The organism is Methylomonas sp. (assembly GCF_023228165.1).
Taxonomy (GTDB): Bacteria; Pseudomonadota; Gammaproteobacteria; order Methylococcales; family Methylomonadaceae; genus Methylomonas.
Genome location: NZ_JALOBS010000019.1, coordinates 51726 through 74732 on the forward strand (window position 1 = coordinate 51726; position 23007 = coordinate 74732).

Genomic DNA, 23007 nt, shown 5'->3' on the forward strand with positions numbered 1-23007 from the left:
TCTATGCCACATCACTCCGTATTATATGAAGAGGCTCTTGATAGCTTAGGGATTAAAGCCGATGGTATTTATATCGATTGCACATTCGGGCGCGGCGGACACAGCATCGGCATACTTAAACAGCTCGGTGAAAGCGGGAAATTGCTGGCGTTTGATCGGGACATCGACGCTATAAACAGCAGCGAAGCCGAGCATTTATTGAGCGACCACAGGTTTCATCTGCATCATGGCTGCTTTACGGAGTTGGCTGCCGTATCGGAAAAGTTAGGTTACACCGGCAGAGTGGATGGCATTTTAATGGACTTGGGGGTTTCATCACCCCAATTGGATAACGCGGAGCGCGGCTTTAGCTTTTTGCGTGACGGACCATTGGACATGCGAATGGATACCACACATGGTTTATCTGCCGCTCGGTACTTAGCCCAAGTCGAAGAACAGGATTTGGTGCGGGTTTTGTTTGAATATGGCGAAGAACGCTTTGCCAGGCGCATTGCCAAAGCCATCGTGGAAAGGCGCCAGTTGCAGCCTTTGCAGACCACGCTGCAATTGGCCAAATTGATAGAAGACAGCGTGCCATTCAAGGATAAATACAAACATCCGGCAACTCGCACTTTTCAGGCGATCCGGATTGAGATCAACCAGGAACTGGAACAAGTTAAGACGGCATTGCAACAAGCGATTCAAGTATTGGCGCCAGAAGGCAGGCTCGTCGTCATTGCCTTTCATTCTCTGGAGGACCGCATTGTAAAACGCTTTATTCGAGGAGAGTCCGGACTGAAACATAATCCCGGAAGACTACCTGTTAAAGAACAGGACATTGCCAAAGGTCAATTGAAAAAAGTGGGTAAATCGATACGCGCAAAAGCACAGGAACTGCAGACTAACCCGAGGGCTCGTAGCGCCATTATGCGCGTGGCCGAGAAGATTTAATGGCGGCCATAAAAAATATTCTGCTCAGCATATTGATTGCCATGCTGCTGCTGTCGGCAATTGCGGTGATTTACAGTAAATACCAATCCAGACAGTTGTTTATTGAAATACAGAAAAAGGAAAAACAGCTAGACGATTACGAAGTGGAATGGGGGCGTTTGCAATTGGAGCTAACCACCCTGACCGAAGAAAACAGAATTGAAATCGAAGCCAGAAAACGCTTGATGCTGACTTTACCGGCTCAAAATAAAATTGTGTATATAAAACCTTAAATGCGTATTTCAACGGGTACCGTAACAGCTAGACTGCCAACGCTGGATTTTCCTATCAGACGGAAACTGCTGCTGGGAACCATGCTGACTGCCATGCTGACTTTGACTGGCCGGGCCATGTATTTACAAGTGTTCGATAAAGAATTTCTGCAAGACAAAGGCGATTTACAGCATATCGGCATCGTCGCCGTACCCGCCTATCGCGGGCAGATAAAGGACAGAAACGGTGAACCGCTGGCCATCAGCACCCCGGTGCAATCGATCTGGATGAACATGCGTCAGCTCAAGGACAGCGAGTTGGACAAAGTAGGACAAATGGCCAAAATTTTGGGTATCGCCGATACAGACCTGCAGGCATTCTTAAAAAAAGAAGCCGGCAAGCGTTTCGTATACGTTAAACGCCAGATTAACCCGGACCTGGCCGAAAAAGTGAAAGCCTTGGAAATCACCGGCGTTTATTTCGAGCGAGCCTTCAAACGCTATTACCCGGCGGGCGCCACCGCCGGACACTTGTTGGGCTTTACCAATATCGACGACATCGGCCAGGAAGGCATGGAACACGGTTACGACTACATTTTACGCGGCAAACCCGGCAAAAAGCGGGTGATTAAAGACGGCAAGGGCCACATTATCAAGGATGTCGAGAATATTCAGGAAGCCATACCCGGCCAGGATTTGGTGTTAACCATAGACGAGCGGATCCAGTATTTGGCTTATCGGGAATTGCAGGCCGCCGTGCTTAAACATAAGGCCCATTCAGCATCATTGGTAGTGCTGGATGCCAAAAACGGGGATGTACTGGCTTCGGTTAGTCAACCTGCATTCAACCCGAACAATCGTAAAGAGTTGCGCAGCGACCGCTACCGGAACCGGGCCATGGTAGATAGTTTCGAGCCGGGCTCCACCGTAAAGCCTTTTGTGGTGGCGGCAGCGCTGGATGGCGGTTACGTCGAACCCAATGCGTTAATCGAGACCCATGGCGTCTATCACGTTGGCCACAACGTGGTAAAGGATATCCACAACTATGGCACCCTGGATTTGACTCTAGTATTGCAAAAATCCAGCAACATTGCGGTAACCAAGCTGGCAATGAGCATGCCGCCGGAATATTTCTGGGGCATCTACAGCAATTTGGGATTCGGCACTTCGGCCGGCGTCGGCTTCCCCGGAGAGGCAAGCGGCTCGTTGCTGGATTACCAGGGTTGGCACGAATTCGATCAAGCCATTTTATCGTTCGGCTACGGCGTATCAACCTCGATACTGCAACTGGCACGTGCCTATACGGCTTTGGCCGACAACGGCATCGTGCATTCGGTGTCGTTATTAAAGCGTGACGAAGACCCTGACTCGAAGCAAATATTTAAGCCGGCTACCGCGCACAACGTCAGAGATATGCTGGAGCATGTGATTACCAAGGAAGGTACCGCTTATCAGGCCCGAGTGGAAGGCTACAGAGTCGCCGGAAAAACCGGCACGGTCAAAAAAGCGTCGGCATCGGGAGGATATACCCATGACAAATATTTATCGGTGTTCGTAGGCATGGCGCCAGCCAGCAATCCTCGTTTCGTGATTGCCGTAGTAGTGGATGAACCCACCACAGGCCAATATTACGGCGGCTTAGTGGCAGCACCGGCATTTTCCCGGGTCATGGCCGGAATTTTACGAATTTACGGTGTGGAACCGGATGGCATGGATACCATGCCTTTATTACTAACCAGACAATGAAATTAAGCGATTTATTGACATCCATTGCCGAAATAAGCGTCGATTACCAGATCGAAGGCTTGCGCCTGGATAGCAGAAAAATCAAATCCGGTGATGTATTTATAGCCTTAAACGGCGCCTTACAGCATGGCTTGAATCATGCGCGGCAAGCGCTTGCCAACGGCGCTGTCGCTGTGATTTACGATCCGCAAGGTGTTCATGACGCATCCTTAATAAAGGACGACTTTATCGCCATATCGAATTTAAGCCGGCATTTGGGTGAGATCGCCGCGCGGTTTTATGGCCATCCTTCGCGGCAAATCGATGTGATCGGCATTACCGGTACCAACGGCAAAACCACCTGCAGCCAATTGCTGGCGCAGACCCTAAAGGACTGCGGCGTGATCGGCACCCTGGGCTGGGGTCGTGCCGGACGACTGCAGGCCACACTCAACACAACCCCGGATGCGCTGGATGTACAGTATATGCTGCGCGCATTAGCCGAAGACGGCCAAAAAGCAGTGGCGATGGAAGTATCCTCGCATGGCTTAGAACAGGGTCGAGTGAATGCCGTCGAATTTACAGGCGCCGTGTTTACCAACCTGAGCCGCGACCATCTGGACTATCACGGTACTATGGAAGCGTATCTGCAGGCCAAGTTAGGACTATTTAAAAACCCTGCCTTGGCATTTGCCGTCGTGAATCTGGACGACGCCAGTAACCGCGATGTTTTGGAAACCCTGCATCAACGCGTGAAGCGCTGGGGATTCAGTACATTAGATGCTCAAACCGACGGTGTTGAATGCGTAACCGCCAGCCGCATAGAATACAGTGCAAGCGGAATCTGTTTCGACGTGCATTGGTCAGGCAAAACTGCGCATGCCACCACATCGGTGATGGGCGCTGTTAACCTGCAGAATGTACTGACGGTGCTATGCGTGTTATTGGCAATGGACCGGCCCTTCGAAGCAGCCGTGGCGCAATTATCCCACTTAAAAGCTGTCTCCGGCCGCATGGAATCCTTCGGCGGAACCGGCAAACCGGCGGTAATCGTGGATTACGCCCATACCCCGGACGCGCTGGAAAAAGTATTAATCGCCGCAAAAGGCCAAGGCGAATTATGGGCGGTTTTTGGCTGCGGCGGCGACCGCGACAAAGGCAAGCGGCCGCTGATGGGCCGAATTGCCGAAACGTACGCCGACCACGTGCTTGTCACCGACGATAACCCTCGCTCCGAAGCATCGGAGACGATTATCCAGGATATTTTGAGCGGCTGCCTAAGCAATAAAATCAACGTCATTAACGACAGAAACACCGCAATAACCACCGCGATACAACAAGCCAACCAAGACGACTGCGTGGTTGTCGCCGGTAAAGGCCATGAAAATTACCAGGAGATCAAGGGCGTCAAATTTCCGTTTAGCGACCAAGCCGTAGTGCAGCAGGCCTTAGCGGCATGGAGCCCAAAACCATGAATTTGCAGCTCGCTGAAATTACCCAAGCCGTGCAAGGCCGATTGATAGGCAATGATCTGCCGGTAACAGGCGTGGGTATAGATACCCGTACCCTGAAGCCAGGGGACGTCTATGTCGCCATCAAGGGACAGCACTTCGACGGCCACGATTTTTGCGATAAAGCCGAACAAGCCGGCGCTAGCGCCCTGCTGGTTAGTAAAACCGTCGACAGTTCGCTGCCGCGAATTCTGGTTGCGAATACCCGCCTGGCATTGGCGGAACTGGCCGGCTACTGGCGAAAAAAACTACCTGTCAAAATCGCCGGCGTCACCGGCAGCAACGGCAAAACCAGCGTCAAGGAAATGCTAGCGGCCATTTTCGCCACCCAAGGCAATACTTTATATACCCAAGGAAATTTGAATAACGACATCGGCGTACCGCTGACCCTATTGCGTCTGAATGAAGCCTATCGCTATGCCGTTATCGAAATGGGCGCCAATCATCCTGGCGAAATTGCCTTTACCAGCCATTACGCGCAAGCCGATGTCAGCGTTATTACCAATGTCGGCCCGGCCCATATTGAAGGTTTCGGTGATATCAACGGCGTTGCCAACACCAAAGCCGAGATTTTTGAAAACCTGGCTCCGCAAGGTGTAGCGGTATTGAATCGCGACGACAACTTTTATGATTTCTGGTTGCGGGAAAAAGTCGGCAAGCGCAAGAGCGTCAGTTTCGGTTTAGCCGCGGCAGCCGATGTACGCGCTGAAAATATTCAATCGCGTCTGGATGTACAGGGCTTTACCACCCGATTCGATTTGGTAACCGAATCAACCCGGCAAACCATGCAATTAAATCTGGCCGGTGAACACAACGTCAAAAACGCGTTGGCTGCCGCAGCCGTTGCCCTGCAATTCGGCATCGACTTGCTGGCCATCAAGCGCGGACTGGAGCAAATGCAACCGGTCACCGGCCGCATGCAACCGATAGTCGGCCGTAAAGGCAATATCGTCATCGACGACACTTATAACGCCAATCCAGCGTCGTTGAAAGCCGCGTTGGATGCGGTCGGCCAAAGCCAACAACCGCTCTGGCTGGCTTTGGGCGCATTTGGAGAACTCGGTGCGAACAGCCCGGCGATTCATGCCGAACTGGGAGCAATGATAAAGGCCAGTCCTGTAACGCAGCTATTTGCAACCGGCGAACTGGCCAAACACACCGTCGACACATTTGGTGATGGCGGCCAATTTTTCGAAAGCCAAGCAGCACTCATCGATACCTTGAACCAAGCTATTACCGGCAGGGAAACCATATTAATAAAAGGCTCGCGCGCACAAAAAATGGAACATGTGGTAGCGGCATTGGTAGACAATTTTAGAGCGGCATAATGTTACTTCTACTCGCAGATTATTTAACTAATTTTGATAGCGGCTTCAGAGTCTTACACTATCTGACCTTTCGCGCCATTTTGGGCGTACTGACCGCCTTGACTATTTCCTTCATTATCGGCCCGATCATGATCGAAAAACTCACCCGCAGAAAAATTGGTCAAAGCGTGCGTAACGACGGCCCGCAAAGTCACTTTTCCAAATCCGGCACCCCGACCATGGGCGGCACCATGATTTTGCTTTCGGTGGCTATTAGCACTTTATTGTGCGCCGATTTAAGCAATCGCTACATCTGGGTGGTGTTGCTGGTAACCCTGGCTCATGGCGTGATCGGTTTTATCGACGACTACAAGAAAGTCCTACTCGGCAACAGCGACGGCTTGTCGGCCAAAGCCAAATATTTAGCACAGTCGGTGGTTGCCTTGGGCGCGGCGGTTTATCTCTACAACACGGCGCAAGTAGCAGCCGAAACTCAATTTATCGTGCCGTTTTTCAAAAGCATCACCTTGAACATGGGCTGGGGTTATGTGGTGCTGACCTACTTTGTAATCGTCGGTTCCAGCAACGCCGTCAACTTAACCGACGGTCTGGATGGACTGGCCATCATGCCAACGGTAATGATTGCAGCGGCGCTGGCCATCTTCGCCTATCTGTCCGGACATGTTAATTTTTCGCAATACCTCGCTATTCCGCACATCCCTAAAGCCGGCGAATTGGTGGTTTTTTGCGCGGCCCTGGTCGGCTCCGGCCTGGGTTTTTTATGGTTTAACGCGTATCCGGCCATGGTCTTCATGGGCGATGTCGGCGCGCTGGCTCTGGGTGCCGCGCTCGGCATCGTGGCCGTGCTGGTCAGACAAGAAGTGGTACTGGTGATCATGGGCGGCATCTTTGTGGTGGAAACCATTTCCGTGATCATTCAGGTCGGCTCCTACAAGACCCGAAAAAAGCGGGTGTTTTTAATGGCCCCTATCCATCATCATTACGAACTGAAAGGCTGGCCGGAACCGCGCATTATCGTACGCTTCTGGATCATTTCGGTGATTTTAGTACTGATCGGCCTGGCCACTCTGAAACTGAGATAAGCATGAATAGCGACGCCTTCCTCAGTGCAGTGAACACCCATTTCAAGCTGGATCCGGCCGATGCCCGGCTGTTGATCGTCGGCCTGGGCGCAACTGGCTATTCGGCCGCGCAATTTTTACAGCAAACGCCGATTAAATTTGCAGTGATCGATAGCCGCAGCAATCCGCCGCAAATCGACAGTTTGCGGGAACAAATGCCGGATGTACCGGTTTTTTCAGGCGGTTTCGACCAATCAGCCTTTGAAGTGGCTACTCATCTGCTGATTAGCCCTGGCGTTTCGTTGAATGAAAAAGCCATATCCAAAGCCATGCGGGCAGGTGTCACGATAATAAGCGACATCGACTTATTTGCCTGCGCCACTGACAAGCCCATCATTGCCATCACCGGGTCCAATGGTAAAAGTACCGTCACCACCATGTTGGGCGACATGGGAAACGCCGCCGGACTGAAAACAGCTATCGGCGGTAATTTAGGTACCCCGGCCCTGGATTTACTGCAACAAGACGCCGATCTATATGTATTGGAACTGTCCAGCTTTCAATTGGAGCGCACCTCGGCCCTAAACGCTAAAGCCGCAACCGTCTTAAATCTCAGTGCCGACCATCTGGACAGGCACGACGGCATGTCCGGCTACGCACAGGAAAAGCAACGTATTTTCCGTGGCAATGGCGCCATGATTTTAAATTCCGACGACCCCATGGTCATGGCCATGCTGGACCGCGACCGCAGCCACTTTAGTTTTTCGGTGCGGCAACCCGCCGACTTTTATCTAAAACGCGGCGACGTGATCCAATTAATGTTCGGTGACGCAGTATTAATGAATGCCGATGATTTAAATCTGGAAGGCAGTCATAACATCGCCAACGCGCTGGCGGCACTGGCTCTGGGACATGCCGTCGGCATGGATATAAACGCCATGTGCAGGGCACTGCGAAAATTCAAGGGTTTGCCGCACCGCATGCAAAGAGTCGCCGAAATACGCGGCGTACGCTGGGTAAACGATTCCAAAGCCACCAATATAGGCGCCTGTATTGCCGCGCTGCAAGGCTATGACCGCAAAGTCATCCTGATTGCCGGCGGCGACGGCAAAGGCGCCGACATGGCAGAACTGAAACCGATCGTAAGGGAAAAAACCAAAGCCGTGGTATTGATGGGTAAAGATGCGGCTCTGATCGACCAAGCCTTGAATAACTGCGTGCCGGTCCGATTTGCCGCCAACATGCGCGAGGCGGTAAGTATTGCCGCCAGCTTGGCGGAAACCGGCGACAGCGTACTACTGTCCCCAGCCTGCGCCAGCCTGGATCAGTATAAAAGTTATGCCGACCGCGGCAACCAATTCGCCCAAGCCGTACTGGAGCTGCCGTAATGAGTGTAGCAACCCCCAAGCCCCGCCAGGTCCAACGCTTTCATATCGATCAAACCTTGCTGACGGTTTGCCTGTGCTTGCTGGGCATTGGCTTTGTGATGGTCGCCTCGTCATCAATGCACCTCGGCGTCAAAATGGCTGACGACGTGTCGTATTATCCTTTTAAACAATTGGTCCACATTATCCTCGGCCTGATGTTTGCCGCGGCAATTTTGGCCATCCCCATGAAATATTGGCAAAGAATCGGCCAGCCGTTATTTATTGCCGGGCTGGTATTGTTGCTAGTGGTATTGATTCCCGGTGTCGGCGTTAAAGTGAACGGTAGCACGCGTTGGTTGTCGCTGATGGGCTTGCGGATACAGGTTTCGGAAGTCATGAAATTCATTTCCGTGGTCTATATGGCCGGCTACATCACCCGTCATAATGACCACGTGCGCCATTCCATATTCGGTCTGCTGCGCCCGTTGATGCTGCTGTCCGTGGCCAGTATTTTACTACTGCTGGAACCGGATTTCGGCTCCGCCGTGGTGATATTGATCATCGCCATGGGCATGATGTTTTTGGGCGGCGCCCGCCTGTCACCGTTTGTGGCGCTGGTCGGTTTGGTTTCATCCTCGGCGGCGATATTGGCCTACACCTCGCCATACCGATTAAAACGCATTACCGGCTTTATCAACCCTTGGGAACACGCCAGGGATAGCGGCTACCAATTGACCCAGGCCCTGATTTCTTTTGGGCGCGGAGAAGTGTCCGGGGTGGGCTTGGGCAACGGCCTACAAAAACTGTTTTATCTGCCGGAAGCACATACCGACTTTCTATTCTCCGTACTGGGCGAAGAACTGGGACTAGTCGGCGTTACGCTGGTGATTGCCTTGTTTACTACCCTGGTGGTGCGCGGTTTCAGCATCGGCGAACAAGCTGAGGCCGCCGGAGAACGCTTTTCCGCGCTGGTGGCTTATGGCTTGGTGATCTGGTTCGGCTTTCAAGCCTTCGTGAACATGGGCGTGAACATGGGGATTCTGCCCACCAAGGGCTTGACCCTGCCGCTGATGAGTTACGGCGGCGGCAGTATGATCATCATGTGCGGCGCCATAGCCGTATTGTTTCGTATCCATTATGAAGTGACGGAGCTGCGCAAAAGCAATGTCAAGGGCAAATCGCGATGAACGGGCGGATTGTCATAATGGCCGGAGGCACCGGCGGACATGTATTTCCGGCACTAGCCGTAGCCGAGGAAATGCGCGCTCGCGGCTGGCAGGTGAGTTGGCTGGGCACTCAAAAAGGTCTGGAAAGCCGGGTGGTACCGGCCCATGGCATCGATATCGACTGGCTATGCGTGGCAGGCATGCGCGGCAAGGGACTGTTATCGAAACTGCTGTCGGTGTTTCGCTTGCTGCAAGCCTGCCTCCAGGCCCGACGGATTTTGCGGCAACGCCAGCCCGATGTGGTATTGGGCATGGGCGGTTTCGTCGCCGGCCCTGGCGGACTGATGGCCAAATGGCTCGGCATACCTTTAGTGGTACACGAACAAAATCGCGTACCCGGCACCACCAACCGCTGGCTGGTCAAGCTGGCGGCCAATAAAGTGCTGGAAGCCTTTCCGGAAAGCTTCCCGGCCGAGGTCGGTGCGGTTTGCACCGGTAATCCCCTACGTAAGGCTTTTCAAAACATTGCCGAAAAATCCGCATGGACGCCGCAAGCCTCCCGGCATTTAAAAATTTTAGTCTTGGGTGGCAGCCAGGGGGCGAAGGTCTTGAACGAAAACTTACCAGTGGCCTTAGCGGGCCTGCCGAATTTGGATATCAAGCACCAGACCGGCACAGCCATGCGGAGCGAAGTGAACGATCGTTATCAAAATTTGAGCATCAATGCGGAAGTGTCTGCGTTTATCGACGATATGGCCGCGGTTTACCAATGGGCGGATTTAATCATTTGCCGTGCCGGTGCCATGACGGTCAGCGAAGTCGCTGCCTGCGGTCTACCGGCAATATTTGTACCCTTGATGCATGCCATAGACGATCACCAGACCGCCAACGCCCGCTTTCTGACTGAAACCGGCGCTGCATTGCTGTTACCGCAACCCGAATTGAACGCCGCTAATTTGCGCAAACTCATTAATCAAGCCATGACATCTTTACCTTCTATGAGCCTAGCCGCTAAAAGTCAGGCCAGACTCCACGCCACTCAAACCGTTGCGGATATCTGCGTAACGCTTGCACCCCAGCGAGTGGAGGCCGTGCTATGAATCGGCCGAATATTCACCCCGCCCAAGCCTTGGGCAGCATCGATAAAATCCATTTTGTCGGTATCGGCGGCACCGGCATGAGCGGTATTGCCGAAGTTTTATCCAACCTGGGCTATAGCGTTTCCGGTTCGGATATCAAAGCCTCCCCGGTGACCGAACGGCTGCAAGGCATGGGCGTAAAAGTCTATTTCGAACACACGGCCGCCAATGTAGCGGATGTGGACGTGGTGGTGACCTCCACGGCGGTAGACCGCAAAAATCCGGAAATCACCACCGCCTATGCCAACCGGATACCGGTGATTCCACGCGCCGAAATGCTGGCCGAATTGATGCGCTTCCGCTTTGGTATCGCCGTGGCCGGCACGCACGGCAAAACCACGACCACCAGTCTGACCACCATGATGCTGGCTGAAGGCGGCCTGGATCCAACCTTTGTGATCGGCGGCCGATTAAACAGCGCCGGCAGTAACGCCAAACTGGGCCTGGGCAAATATCTGGTCGCGGAAGCCGATGAAAGCGATGCCTCGTTTCTGTATCTGCAACCGATGATGGCAGTCGTTACCAACATCGACCAGGATCATATGGAAACCTACGGCGGCAGCTACAACCGCCTGAAAGACACCTTTGTCAAATTCCTGCACCAACTGCCGTTTTACGGTTTGGCGGTGTTGTGTATTGACGATCCGGGTGTTAAAGAGATTTTGCCGCAGATTTCCAAACCGGTGAAAACGTATGGCGTGGCGGAATCCGCCGATGTGCGGGCGGTAGACATCCATCAAGACGGCCTGCAAACCCATTTCAGCGTAATGCGCTGGGACGGCTTGGCGCCAATTCAGGTGACCTTGAATCTGCCCGGTTGGCACAACATGCTCAACTCGCTGGCCGCCATTACCATCGCCACCAGCCTGGGTGTGGACGATGCAGCCATCATTAAAAGTCTGGCCGAATTCAACGGCGTGGGCCGCCGCTTTCAGATCAACGGCGATCTTGAGTTCGACGGCGGCAAACTAACCTTGGTCGACGATTACGGCCACCATCCGCGCGAACTGGCCGCCACGCTGGAGGCCCTGCGCCAAGCCTGGCCGGAACGGCGTAAGGTGGTGATATTTCAACCCCACCGTTATACCCGCACCCGCGATCTGTTCGAAGACTTCGTTGAAGTGCTGTCCAGTATCGATGTGTTGATTTTATTGGATGTGTACTCGGCCGGAGAAGCACCGATTAACGGCGCCGACGGCAAGGCCCTGAGCCGTTCGATCCGCGTCCGTGGACAGGTGGACCCGGTGTTCGTGCAAAACCGCGATGATTTATCCACCATTTTGGCGGGTATCGTTCAAGCCGATGATGTGATTCTGACCATGGGTGCCGGCAATGTCGGCCAAATTGCCGCCGAGCTTCCGCAAAAACTACAAGAGGCGCTAGCGCCTCAGAGGGTATCGGAATGATGGCGGAGCTGGCATATAGAGGCACCATACTCAGCAACGAACCGCTTGCCAAATATACCAGCTGGCGAGTCGGAGGCCCTGCGCAAACGATGTACCTGCCGGAAGACAAAGCCGATTTGATAGCTTTTATTGCCGGCCTGCCCGAGGGTGAACCCTTAGTTTGGATCGGTATGGGCAGCAATTTGTTGATCCGGGACGGCGGCATTCGCGGCACGGTGATCAATACCCGCGGGCGCTTGAAAGACATGCTTTTGATCGATTCCGAGCGCGTTTATGTCGAAGCAGGCGTACCTTGCGCCCATGTAGCACGGTTTTGCAGCGACTTAGGACTAACCGGCGCCGAATTTTTGGCAGGGATTCCCGGCACCATGGGCGGCGCGCTGAAAATGAACGCAGGCGCCTTTGGCGGCGAAACCTGGCGCATTGTCGACCAAGTCGAAATGGTCGATGGACGAGGCAGGGTGACGCAACGCGGCAAACATGAGTTTGAAGTGGCCTACCGTTCCGTAAAAGGCCTGGATAACGAATGGTTCTTGTCCGCTCAATTGCAATTGCAAAAAGGCAACAGCGAAGTCAGCCAACAACATATCAAGGCTCTGCTGGAAAAACGCAACACCAGCCAGCCGACCAATAAACCGACTTGCGGTTCAGTGTTTAAAAATCCGCCCGGCGATTTCGCGGCGCGCTTGATTGAAGCCTGCGATTTAAAAGGCTATGCGATCGGCGGCGCGATGGTATCCGAAAAACACGCCAATTTTATCGAAAACTGCGGTAACGCCACCGCAGTGGATATCGAAGCCTTGATCGAGCATATTCAACATCAGGTACTCAATCAGTTCGGGGTAGCGTTACAAACCGAGGTTTGCCGAATAGGTGAAAAAGCATGAAGCCGTTAACGATTACTGATCCTGCCGAATTCGGCAAAGTCGCGGTCCTGATGGGAGGCACTGCCGCCGAAAGGGAAATTTCCCTAAACAGCGGTAATGCGGTTTTCAATGCCCTCAAGGAATCCGGCATCGATGCGCTGGCCGTAGATGTCACCGCTAGCCCGATTGAGGCTCTGGCCGGCCTGCAAATCGATAGAGTATTCAACATCATGCATGGCAGGGGCGGCGAAGACGGCGTACTGCAAGCGGTATTGGAAGTATTGGGCCTGCCCTATACCGGTTCAGGCGTAATGGCTTCTGCGCTCAGCATGGACAAGCTGCGCACCAAACTGTGTTGGCAAGGCATGGGGCTTCGTACCCCAAAATGGTTTGTGCTGCAAAACCTGCAAGATATTGATGCCTGTATCGACGCACTCGGCTTTCCGGTGATCGTGAAACCGGCCCAGGAAGGTTCCAGTATCGGCATGAGCAAAGCTAATAGCCGCCCGGAATTAGTCGAAGCACTGCGCGTGGCTCAACAATATCAATGCGATGTTTATGCCGAACAATGGGTGCAAGGCAAGGAATATACCGTGGGCGTACTGGCCGGCGAAGCACTGCCCGTGATCCGCTTGGAAACACCCAACGTATTTTACGATTTTGAAGCCAAATACCGTGCCAATACCACCCAATACCATTGCCCATGCGGATTGTCCGCCGACCGGGAGCAACGGTTACAAGCCTTGGCGCTGCGAGCATGCGACGGCTTGGCGGTAAACGGCTGGGCGAGGGTGGATGTATTTATCGACACCGACGATTGCGCGCAATTGATTGAAGTGAACACCGTACCCGGCATGACCGATCATAGTCTGGTGCCCATGGCGGCCAAGGTAGCGGGGGTGGATTTCAAGCAACTGGTCTGGCGAATTCTGGAAACCAGCATGGCGGATTAAGGTGTCGGGATTGAAATTTATTGTATTTGTCTTTTTGGTATTGGCCGGCAGCTGGTACGGCTGGAAGCAGCTGCACAGCCAGGACGCCACCAGTAAGCCGATACGCTACGTAAAGATAGAAGGTGCGTTTCAGTACACCAGCAAGGAGAAGCTGAAGCAGGTACTGACGCCGGAAATGAAACGCGGTTTTTACCACGCGGATATGGATGCCATTCATCAGTTAATCAGCCATTTGCCGCTAGTGGCGGAAGTGGATGTAAAACGGGTATGGCCGGATGCGGTGCATATCAAGATCACCGAGCAAAAGCCGATTGTGCGCTGGGGCGACAAGGCGGTATTGAATAAACAGGGCGATGTGTTGATACCGGACGATATCAACGAATTTAAAAACTTGCCGCTGATCACCGGCCCGGAGGGACAGGAAAAGAAATTGTTGGAAATCATGAAAGGCGTATACATCGTGTTAAAGGACAAATCGATGCAGTTGGCCGAATTTCATGTCAATGACCGCCGGGCGTGGCGGCTTAAATTGGCCAACGGTTTGGAAATGCAGTTGGGCAGAAAGGCCCCGCTGGAAAATATGCAACGGTTTTTGAAAACCATGGATTTATTGGGCGAAGAACAAATAGCCATGATGGCCAGTGTGGATACCCGTTATCCGAATGGTTACGCGGTGAGCTGGAAACCGGATGCCCCTGAAATCGATTGGAAAGCTATTGCTGAAAATTACAAGAATTTAGTAAAGGAGCGGCGGATTTAATGCGCCGCCCAGTTAATTGAAACCTGATTTAAACGCTTATCGAGCAAAAAAATGGCCAAAAAGACAGATCGAAATTTATTAGTGGGGCTGGATATAGGTACGTCGAAAGTGGCGGCCATAGTCGGCGAGTTTCGTGGCGGTGATGAAATAGAAGTGATCGGCATTGGTACCGCACCGTCCAAAGGCTTGAAAAAAGGCATCGTCGTCAATCTGGAATCGACCGTGCATTCCATACAGCGCGCCATTGAGGAAGCCGAGTTGATGGCCGGCTGCCAAATCAAATCCGTGTTTGCCGGTATCGCCGGCAGCCACATTAAAAGCTTGAATTCGCACGGCATCGTGGCGATCAGGGAAAAGGAAGTCACGCAGCATGACATCGATCGCGTGATCGATTCAGCACGGGCGGTGGCGATTCCGGCCGATCAGAAAATCCTGCATATTTTGCCGCAGGAGTTTGTGATCGACCAACAGGAAGGTATCAAGGAGCCTATCGGCATGTCGGGCATCCGCCTGGAAGCCAAGGTACACATGGTGACCAGCAGCGTCAGCGCCGAGCAAAACATCGTCAAATGCATCCGCCGTTGCGGGCTGGATGTCGACGATATTGTGCTGGAACAACTGGCCTCCTGTTCCGCGGTGTTAACGGACGATGAAAAGGATTTGGGCGTATGTTTGATCGACATCGGCGGCGGTACCACAGATATCGCCATCTTTTCCGAGGGCGCCATCAAACATACCGCGGTGATTCCCATTGCCGGCGATCAAGTCACTAACGATATCGCCGTGGCATTGAGAACACCGACCAAAAACGCCGAGGAGATCAAACGTCAACATGCCTGCGCGTTGACGGATATGGCCGACCCTCAACACATGATCGATGTGCCGAGTATCGGCGACCGGGAGCCTCGCAAAATTTCCGTGCAGAATCTGGCGGAAATTGTCGAACCGCGTTACGAGGAGCTAATGCTGCTAGTACAGGCCGAGTTAAGACGCAGCGGGTATGAAGATCTGATTGCCGCCGGTATGGTCATTACCGGCGGCAGTTCACAGGTAAGAGGATTAACTGAACTGGCGGAGGAGATATTCCATATGCCGGTTCGGATGGGGACACCGCTGCATGTGTCCGGACTGACCGATGTAGCGCAAAACCCGATTTACTCCACCGCGGTGGGTTTGCTGATTTACGGCAAAGACCACCATGGTAGAGCATTGGGTTTGAACGATGACGGAGATAATCTGTGGTCGACAATCAAAAACTGGTTTCAAGGTAATTTTTAATTTGTGCGTCTGGAGGGTGTGAAAATGAAATATGAATTAATGGACAATAGTGGGAATGCCGTTATTAAAGTCATCGGTGTTGGCGGCGGCGGCGGCAACGCGGTCAATCATATGATAGAAACCGGCATCGACGGTGTGCAATTTATTTGCGCCAACACGGATGCGCAGGCACTGCGACAAATGAATGTCGACAGCATCGTACAACTGGGTGTGGAATTAACTAAAGGCCTGGGTGCCGGTACCCGTCCTGAAGTGGGACGTGCTGCGGCGGAAGAAAACCGCGAGCGTATCCGCGAAGTCATCGAAGGCGCCGACATGGTGTTTTTGACTGCCGGCATGGGTGGCGGTACCGGTACCGGTGCGATCACCGTATTTGCCGAAGAAGCCAAGGAAATGGGCGTACTGACCGTTGCGGTGGTTTCCAAACCGTTCGATTTCGAAGGCTCCAAGAAAAAAGCCGTGGCCGACAACGGCCTGCGTGAATTGGAAAAACTGGTCGATTCCTTGATCATTATTCCAAACCAAAAACTGTTACCAACCTTGGGTAACAACCGTTCCCTGGTGGATTCGTTCCGGGTTGCCAATGATGTATTGCTGGATGCGGTACAAGGCATCACCGAGTTAATCACTCACCCCGGCTTGATGAACGTTGACTTTGCCGACGTTCGTACCGTGATGTCCAACATGGGCAGCGCTATTATGGGCACCGGTGTGGCCAATGGCGAAAACCGAGCCCGTTTGGCCGCTGAAAAAGCCATTGCCTGCCCTCTGCTGGAGGATATCAACCTGCAAGGTGCGCGCGGTATTCTGGTTAACGTTACTTCAAACGGCGATCTGGGTCTTAACGAGTTCGACGAAATTGGCAGCATCATGCATGCCTTCGCTTCCGAAGATGCCGACATCAAAATCGGTATGGCAGTCAATTCAACCATGGGCAACGAGGTCAAAGTTACTGTGGTTGCAACCGGTATGGGCGAAAAAGTCAAAGCCAGCTCGCCGATTAAATTGGTGCCTAAAGTTGCGGCGGGTGAAGTGAGTTACGATCAATTGGATAAACCGACCGTGATTCGCCAACAAAGACCGGATGCGACCCGCGAAACCCGTTTCGGCGCTCAGCCAAGAACCGATGCCGATTTGGAATACCTGGACGTACCGGCATTTCTGAGACGTCAGGCGGACTAAAAGCCCATCTAAGCTTATAGGGGAGCTATCATACAAATTATGATAGACTTCCCTGCTTTGTTTTATATATTTGCCGGCATTTCATGATCAAACAACGCACTCTCAAAAACACCATTCGGGCCACTGGTGTTGGCTTGCACACAGGCGACAAAGTCTATTTAACGCTGCATCCCGCCGAAGCCAATAGCGGCATACGGTTTCGACGCGTTGATCTGGAAACGCCCGTCACCATAGAAGCACGTCCGGAAAATGTCGGCGAAACCAAGCTCTCCACCACGCTGACTCGCGGAAATATCAAAGTGTCGACCGTGGAACATCTGTTGTCCGCCATGGCGGGCCTGGGCATAGACAACGCGATTATCGATGTCAGCGCTCCGGAGGTACCCATCATGGACGGTAGCGCGGGCCCGTTTGTATTCTTGCTGCAATCGGCCGGCGTGGTAGAACAGGATGCCCCCAAGCAATACATTCGCATCAAACGTCCGATACGAGTAGAAGATACCGATAAATGGGCGGCGTTCGAGCCGTTTGACGGTTTTAAAGTCACCTTTACTATCGATTTCGAACATCCGGCCTTTTCAGAACATTTAAAAACGGCGGTGATGGATTTTTCCTCCACCACTTTCGTTAAGGAAGTCAGCCGCGCCCGCACCTTCGGCTTTATGCGCGACATCGAATTCTTGCGGGAAAATAATCTGGCTTTGGGCGGCAGTCTGGACAACGCCATCGTGGTCGATGACGACAAAGTATTGAACGAAGACGGCCTGCGTTACGCCGACGAGTTTGTAAAACACAAAATACTCGACGCGATCGGCGACCTGTATCTGCTGGGCCATAGTTTGATCGGCGAGTATCGGGGCTTTAAATCCGGACATGCGCTCAATAACAAACTATTGCTGACCTTACTGGAAAATAAAGACGCCTGGGAAATGGTCACCTTTGAAAATGCCGAGGACGCACCTATTTCTTATATGCGCTCAGCGCCATCGTCCGCACCTGTCACCAGTTAAAGACCAATCTCTTCGGCAAACCAACCGTAAAACCGCTTGACCGACGTCAAGCGGTTTTACCCGCCAAGCGCTTTTTAAGCGTATGCCCCAATTTCGCCAAGGCTAAGTCCAAGGCATCGCTACTGTTATCATCTACCCGACCAAAAACGTCATTAATGGTTTCGGCGGATGGCAAACACATACCTCGCTTATTTGCGCTCTGTTTTGGGGACAATATTATCCTGATCTGAACGCTACTAATGTTTTGCCGCCCGCTCGTCAGCAAGTTATTCAATATTTCCTGATTAAAAAATCGGATTTGCGATGCCCAAACCGCGGAATCGGTATACACTAATAAACGACTATTACTAAGCACGCAATGAATGGCATGTTCGGCAATATCGGCAGGCAAACTGTTTTGCACTCGGTTTAATAATTGCTTTTGTTCGGCTATTTTTTCCAGGCACATTGCCAATGGTCGGCCATTAAAGTCCATAGCTGACTTAAACAAAGGTTTTTTTGAGTGATTCATAATCGTCCAAGCAACTTAAATAACCGGTAACATTACGATGAAAACATTTCTAACCACCATTCTGACAGACGCAGACTACCAGCCTGTTAGACTACTCTCCCTACTTAGAAAAATTCAGTCCCACTATCAACACATCCCGGCGGAAGCGATCGACATACTGGCCGATGCGCTGCATATTCCGCGAACACAAATTATTGCAGTTGTTGAATTTTACAGCTTTCTGCATTTAACGCCACAGGGGCGCTACGACATATTGATCAGCGATTCAATTACCGACCACATGCTGGACAAGGAAAATCTGTTAGGCTACCTCTCGAGCATGCTCAAAGTTAAACTAGGCGAAGTACGCTCTGACGGCTTGGTGAGCCTGAACAACACCTCCTGTACCGGCATGTGCGACCAGGGACCGGCGGGACTGGTCAACGGCTTGCCGCTGACTCGGCTGGACAGACCCAAAATCGACGAAATCGCGGCTTTGATAGCACAACAACGGCCTGTTTCCGAGTGGCCGAGCCATTTATTCACCGTTAACGACAACATTCACAAGGCTGGATTACTACTCGACACGCCGATTGAAAAAGGCGCGGCCATTAAATCCGCCTTTAGCCGTGGCCTACCGGCCACCCTGGAAGAATTGGATCGTTCGGGTTTGCGCGGCCGTGGCGGCGCCGGATTTAAAACCGCTACCAAATGGCGTTTCTGCGCGGAAGAAGCCGCCGAACAACATTATGTGGTGTGCAATGCCGACGAAGGCGAGCCCGGTACTTTTAAAGACCGGGTGTTATTGAACAGTCACGCGAACCAGGTTTTCGAGGGCATGACGCTGGCTGCCGCCATTATCGGCGCCAAACAAGGCTTCTTATACTTACGCGGCGAATATCTGCATCTTTACGGTAAATTGCAATCGGTACTGCAACAGCGCCGTTCAGCGGGACTGCTGGGCAACAACATTCTTGACCTCGGCCTGGATTTTGATATCGAAATTTGCCTCGGTGCCGGCGCCTACATTTGCGGCGAGGAGTCGGCCTTGATCGAGTCGCTGGAAGGAAAACCCGGTATTCCCCGCAACCGCCCGCCTTATCCGGTTACCAGTGGTTACTTGAATCAACCCACAGTTGTCAATAACGTGGAAACCTTTCTGGCCGCAGCCCTAATTGCCGTGCAAGGCGGCGACTGGTTTGCCGGATTCGGCACCGAAAAATCCGCCGGCAGCAAGATTTTAAGCATCTGTGGCGATTGCGCCCATCCCGGCATTTACGAATACCCGTTCGGCATTACCATCGAGCAAATTCTGACAGACTGCGGCGCTAGCGATGTGCTGGGCGTGCAAATCGGCGGACCTTCCGGCACCTTTATCTCCAACAAGGAATTTAAACGTCAACTAGCCTTTGAAGACTTGGCCACCGGCGGCTCATTCATCATCTTTAACAACAGCCGCAACGTGTTGGAAATCGTCCAAAATTTCACGCACTTTTTCGCCCATGAAAGCTGCGGTTTTTGCACGCCCTGCCGGGTCGGCACTGCATTACTGAAAAAACAGCTGGATAAAATTTTAGACGGGCACGGTTCCTCCGGCGATGTCGTGGAACTGGAAAGCTTGTGCCAATTGGTCAAAAGCCACAGCCATTGCGGCTTGGGACAAACAGCTGCCAATCCGATTCTGACCACCCTGCAACGTTATCCGGATTTGTACGCAAAACGTTTGAAAACAATCAGCTACGAACCCGGTTTTGATTTGGATGGCGCACTGGCAATCGCCCGCCGCATGGCGCATCGTAACGACGCCGGCGCTCACTTATCACAAGTGGAGGACTAACATGACAGGCACTATCAACATAGATGGTCAGAACATTCCGTTCGAGGAAGGCCAAACCATTATCGAAGCCGCCACCGCGGCCGGGGTATATATTCCGCACTTATGCCACCAACCGGGTTACACCCCGCACGGCAGCTGCAAATTGTGCACAGTCAAAGTCAACGGCCGTAATTGCTCCGCATGCACATTCCCGGCTGCTGACGGCCAAACCGTTATCAACAACAGCGATGAACAGCAACTGGATAGGCGCCGCATCACCCAGATGCTGTTCGTGGAAGGCAACCACTTCTGCCCGTCCTGCGAAAAGTCCGGCAACTGCCAACTGCAGGGCGTGGCCTATCATCTGAACATGCTGGACAATCATTACCCGCATTTTTTCGAGAACCGGGAAATGGATGCCTCGCATCCGGACATTTTGATCGACCACAACCGCTGCATTTTCTGCAATTTATGCGTCCGCGCCAGCCAGGAGAAAGATGGCAAGAATGTGTTCGGCATCGCCGGACGCGGCATCAATAAACGTTTGATCGTCAATTCGCCCAGCGGTCAATTGCAAGACAGCCAGATCGACGTCAACGACTGTGCCGCGCATATCTGTCCGACCGGCGCGATTCTGATCAAGCGCACCGGTTACCAAGTACCCATCGGGCAGCGCATTTACGATCACAAAGACATCAGTGAAGTGGCATTAGCCCAGGAGAACGATAATGGCCAAGATTAAAGTTGCCACCACCTCGCTGGCCGGCTGTTTCGGCTGCCACATGTCGTTTCTGGATCTGGACGAACGACTGGTCGCTCTGGCGGAAGTGGCGGAATTCGACCGCTCGCCGATTACCGATATCGAACATTGCGGGCCTTGCGACATCGGCTTGATCGAAGGCGGTGTCTGCAATTCCGAAAACGTGCACGTGCTGCGGGAATTTCGCAAAAACTGCAAAATTCTAGTCGCCGTTGGCGCCTGCGCCATTAACGGCGGACTGCCCGCCATGCGCAATCACATTTCCTTGGAGGATTGTTTGCTGGAAGCCTACCGCGACGGTATCGGCGTGGAAAATGCGCAAATCCCCAGCGACCCGGAATTACCCTTGCTGCTGGACAAGGTGCATCCCATCCACGAAATCGTCAAAATCGATTATTTCCTGCCGGGCTGCCCCCCGTCCGCCGATGTATTCTGGACTTTTCTGACCGCTTTACTGGAAGGACGCGAACCCTCTTTCCCTTATGAATTAGTCCATTACGACTAATAAGGAACCGTTATGTACGAACATCTGGAAACCGCTCAAAACCCCGCCAACCTGAAGCGGGTGGTGGTCGACCCGGTATCCCGCGTCGAAGGCCACGGCAAAGTCACTTTATTATTGGACGAAAACAACAAAGTGCAGCAGGCACGCCTGCATATCGTCGAATTTCGCGGCTTTGAGAAATTCATCCAGGGCCGCCCTTACTGGGAATTACCGGTACTGGTGCAACGCTTGTGCGGCATTTGCCCGGTCAGCCACCATTTGGCCGCGGCAAAGGCCATCGACCAATTGGTCGGCATCGACCCTGAAAACCTGCCACCGGCCGCGGACAAGCTAAGACGCTTACTGCATTTTGGCCAAGTACTGCAATCACACGCGCTGCACTTTTTCCATCTTTCCAGCCCGGATTTACTGTACGGCTTCGAGAGCGACATCAGCAAGCGCAATGTCATTGCCGTGCTGGGTGATTATCCCGACATCGGCCTGCAAGGCGTCAAGTTGCGCAAATACGGCCAGGAAGTGATCCGCATGGTATCCGGCAAGCGGGTGCACGGTACCGGCGCCATTGCCGGCGGCATGAACAAAGCTTTAAGCAAGGAAGAACGCGATTATCTCTTGCAAGACGTCGATCAAATTATCGCCTGGGCGGACGCTTCGGTCGCCTTGATCAAAAAAGTCCATACGGCCAATCTGCCGTATTACGACGATTTTGCCACCATACGCAGTAATTATCTCGGCTTGGTCAAGCCCAATGGGGCGCTGGAACTCTACCACGGTGGCATCCGGGCTAAAAACGACCTGGGCGAAACCCTGGTGGATCATTTCGACTATTGCAACTACAACGATCTGATTCACGAAGAAGTGCGCTCGTGGAGCTATATGAAATTCCCTTATCTGACCTCAATCGGCAAAGCGAATGGCTGGTACCGGGTCGGCCCATTGGCACGGGTGAATAATTGCGATCTTATCGACACCCCCTTGGCGGAAACCGCTAGAGTCGATTTCAAGCAACACAGTCCTGAAGCCATGGTACATAGTACGCTGGCTTTCCATTGGGCCCGTCTGATCGAATTGTTGCATTGCGCGGAAAGCATTAAAACCTTGCTGCACGACCCCGACATCATGAGCGCCGATTTGGTGGCCAAAGGCGAAAAACGTTACGAGGGCATAGGCGTTATCGAAGCCCCGCGCGGCACCTTGTTCCACCATTACCAAGTCGACGACAACGACATCGTCACTAAAGCCAACCTGATCGTCTCCACCACCAGCAACAACATGGGCATGAACGAGTCCGTGCGACAAGTGGCGGCGGAATATTTGTCCGGCCAGGAATTGACCGAACCGCTACTGAACAATCTGGAAGTGGCGATTCGGGCCTATGACCCGTGCCTGTCTTGCGCGACTCATGCGGTCGGCAAAATGCCGTTGCAACTGGAATTGATCGATGCTCAAGGCGATATGATCGATCGTCTGGTGCGCCACAGCGACGGCAGTTTCGAACATTAA

At 52.8% G+C, this 23007-nt stretch carries 21 protein-coding genes; 20 read left to right on the forward strand and 1 reads right to left on the reverse strand.

Annotated features, from left to right (window positions below):
- Positions 1–3: 3 nt before the first annotated feature.
- The 16 genes from rsmH to lpxC all read left to right on the forward strand — a co-directional run bounded on the left by rsmH (position 4) and on the right by lpxC (position 17933).
- On the forward strand, positions 4–930 hold the full coding sequence (gene rsmH / locus M0R33_RS14940; RefSeq protein ID WP_292570837.1) for a 16S rRNA (cytosine(1402)-N(4))-methyltransferase RsmH: 927 nt from the start codon (positions 4–6) through the stop codon (positions 928–930).
- On the forward strand, positions 930–1202 hold the full coding sequence (gene ftsL, locus M0R33_RS14945) for a cell division protein FtsL (protein ID WP_292570840.1): 273 nt from the start codon (positions 930–932) through the stop codon (positions 1200–1202). The genes rsmH and ftsL overlap by 1 nt, the downstream gene beginning before the upstream one ends.
- Positions 1203–2927 (forward strand): penicillin-binding protein 2, encoded by a 1725-nt coding sequence (locus tag M0R33_RS14950; protein ID WP_292570843.1) that lies wholly within the window; start codon positions 1203–1205, stop codon positions 2925–2927. It begins immediately after the preceding gene.
- The gene (locus M0R33_RS14955) at positions 2924–4381 is read left to right on the forward strand and encodes a UDP-N-acetylmuramoyl-L-alanyl-D-glutamate--2,6-diaminopimelate ligase (protein ID WP_292570846.1); all 1458 of its coding nucleotides are present in this window, start codon (positions 2924–2926) and stop codon (positions 4379–4381) included. The genes M0R33_RS14950 and M0R33_RS14955 overlap by 4 nt, the downstream gene beginning before the upstream one ends.
- Positions 4378–5745 (forward strand): UDP-N-acetylmuramoyl-tripeptide--D-alanyl-D-alanine ligase, encoded by a 1368-nt coding sequence (murF, locus tag M0R33_RS14960; protein WP_292570849.1) that lies wholly within the window; start codon positions 4378–4380, stop codon positions 5743–5745. Before M0R33_RS14955 ends, murF begins: the two co-directional genes overlap by 4 nt.
- Positions 5745–6827 (forward strand): phospho-N-acetylmuramoyl-pentapeptide-transferase, encoded by a 1083-nt coding sequence (gene mraY / locus M0R33_RS14965; protein WP_292570852.1) that lies wholly within the window; start codon positions 5745–5747, stop codon positions 6825–6827. Before murF ends, mraY begins: the two co-directional genes overlap by 1 nt.
- Before the next feature lie 2 nt (positions 6828–6829).
- Complete coding sequence (gene murD / locus M0R33_RS14970) at positions 6830–8194, forward strand: UDP-N-acetylmuramoyl-L-alanine--D-glutamate ligase (protein WP_292570855.1); 1365 nt, start codon at positions 6830–6832, stop codon at positions 8192–8194.
- Positions 8194–9360, forward strand: coding sequence for a putative lipid II flippase FtsW (ftsW, locus tag M0R33_RS14975; RefSeq protein WP_292570858.1), 1167 nt, complete (start codon positions 8194–8196; stop codon positions 9358–9360). Before murD ends, ftsW begins: the two co-directional genes overlap by 1 nt.
- Entirely contained in the window at positions 9357–10439 is a 1083-nt protein-coding gene (gene murG, locus M0R33_RS14980; RefSeq protein ID WP_292570861.1) for an undecaprenyldiphospho-muramoylpentapeptide beta-N-acetylglucosaminyltransferase, read from the forward strand. Before ftsW ends, murG begins: the two co-directional genes overlap by 4 nt.
- The gene (murC, locus tag M0R33_RS14985) at positions 10436–11884 is read left to right on the forward strand and encodes a UDP-N-acetylmuramate--L-alanine ligase (RefSeq protein ID WP_292570864.1); all 1449 of its coding nucleotides are present in this window, start codon (positions 10436–10438) and stop codon (positions 11882–11884) included. The genes murG and murC overlap by 4 nt, the downstream gene beginning before the upstream one ends.
- Complete coding sequence (gene murB / locus M0R33_RS14990; RefSeq protein ID WP_292570867.1) at positions 11881–12771, forward strand: UDP-N-acetylmuramate dehydrogenase; 891 nt, start codon at positions 11881–11883, stop codon at positions 12769–12771. The genes murC and murB overlap by 4 nt, the downstream gene beginning before the upstream one ends.
- Positions 12768–13703: a D-alanine--D-alanine ligase gene (locus M0R33_RS14995; RefSeq protein ID WP_292570870.1), complete on the forward strand. Its 936-nt coding sequence runs from the start codon at positions 12768–12770 to the stop codon at positions 13701–13703. Before murB ends, M0R33_RS14995 begins: the two co-directional genes overlap by 4 nt.
- Before the next feature lies 1 nt (position 13704).
- A complete protein-coding gene (locus M0R33_RS15000; RefSeq protein WP_292570873.1) occupies positions 13705–14463 on the forward strand; it encodes a cell division protein FtsQ/DivIB in 759 nt (252 codons plus the stop codon).
- 51 nt (positions 14464–14514) lie between these two features.
- The gene (ftsA, locus tag M0R33_RS15005) at positions 14515–15741 is read left to right on the forward strand and encodes a cell division protein FtsA (RefSeq protein ID WP_292570876.1); all 1227 of its coding nucleotides are present in this window, start codon (positions 14515–14517) and stop codon (positions 15739–15741) included.
- 24 nt (positions 15742–15765) lie between these two features.
- A complete protein-coding gene (gene ftsZ, locus M0R33_RS15010) occupies positions 15766–16923 on the forward strand; it encodes a cell division protein FtsZ (protein ID WP_292570878.1) in 1158 nt (385 codons plus the stop codon).
- Between the two features lie 83 nt (positions 16924–17006).
- Positions 17007–17933 carry a UDP-3-O-acyl-N-acetylglucosamine deacetylase gene (gene lpxC, locus M0R33_RS15015; protein WP_292570881.1) on the forward strand — a complete coding sequence of 309 codons (927 nt, stop codon included), beginning with the start codon at positions 17007–17009 and terminating at the stop codon, positions 17931–17933.
- Between the two features lie 46 nt (positions 17934–17979).
- Here lpxC and M0R33_RS15020 read toward each other — a convergent pair whose 3' ends face one another.
- Positions 17980–18444 (reverse strand): DciA family protein, encoded by a 465-nt coding sequence (locus tag M0R33_RS15020; RefSeq protein ID WP_292570884.1) that lies wholly within the window; start codon positions 18442–18444, stop codon positions 17980–17982.
- Between the two features lie 37 nt (positions 18445–18481).
- Here M0R33_RS15020 and M0R33_RS15025 point away from each other — a divergent pair, with 37 nt between their 5' ends.
- The 4 genes from M0R33_RS15025 to M0R33_RS15040 are packed head-to-tail and all read left to right on the forward strand — an operon-like array spanning position 18482 to position 23007.
- A complete protein-coding gene (locus tag M0R33_RS15025) occupies positions 18482–20260 on the forward strand; it encodes an NAD(P)H-dependent oxidoreductase subunit E (protein WP_292570887.1) in 1779 nt (592 codons plus the stop codon).
- A gap of 1 nt (position 20261) precedes the next feature.
- Positions 20262–20981 (forward strand): 2Fe-2S iron-sulfur cluster-binding protein, encoded by a 720-nt coding sequence (locus tag M0R33_RS15030; protein WP_292570890.1) that lies wholly within the window; start codon positions 20262–20264, stop codon positions 20979–20981.
- Positions 20965–21504 (forward strand): NADP oxidoreductase, encoded by a 540-nt coding sequence (locus M0R33_RS15035; protein ID WP_085983704.1) that lies wholly within the window; start codon positions 20965–20967, stop codon positions 21502–21504. Before M0R33_RS15030 ends, M0R33_RS15035 begins: the two co-directional genes overlap by 17 nt.
- 12 nt (positions 21505–21516) lie before the next feature.
- A complete protein-coding gene (locus M0R33_RS15040) occupies positions 21517–23007 on the forward strand; it encodes a Ni/Fe hydrogenase subunit alpha (protein ID WP_292570893.1) in 1491 nt (496 codons plus the stop codon).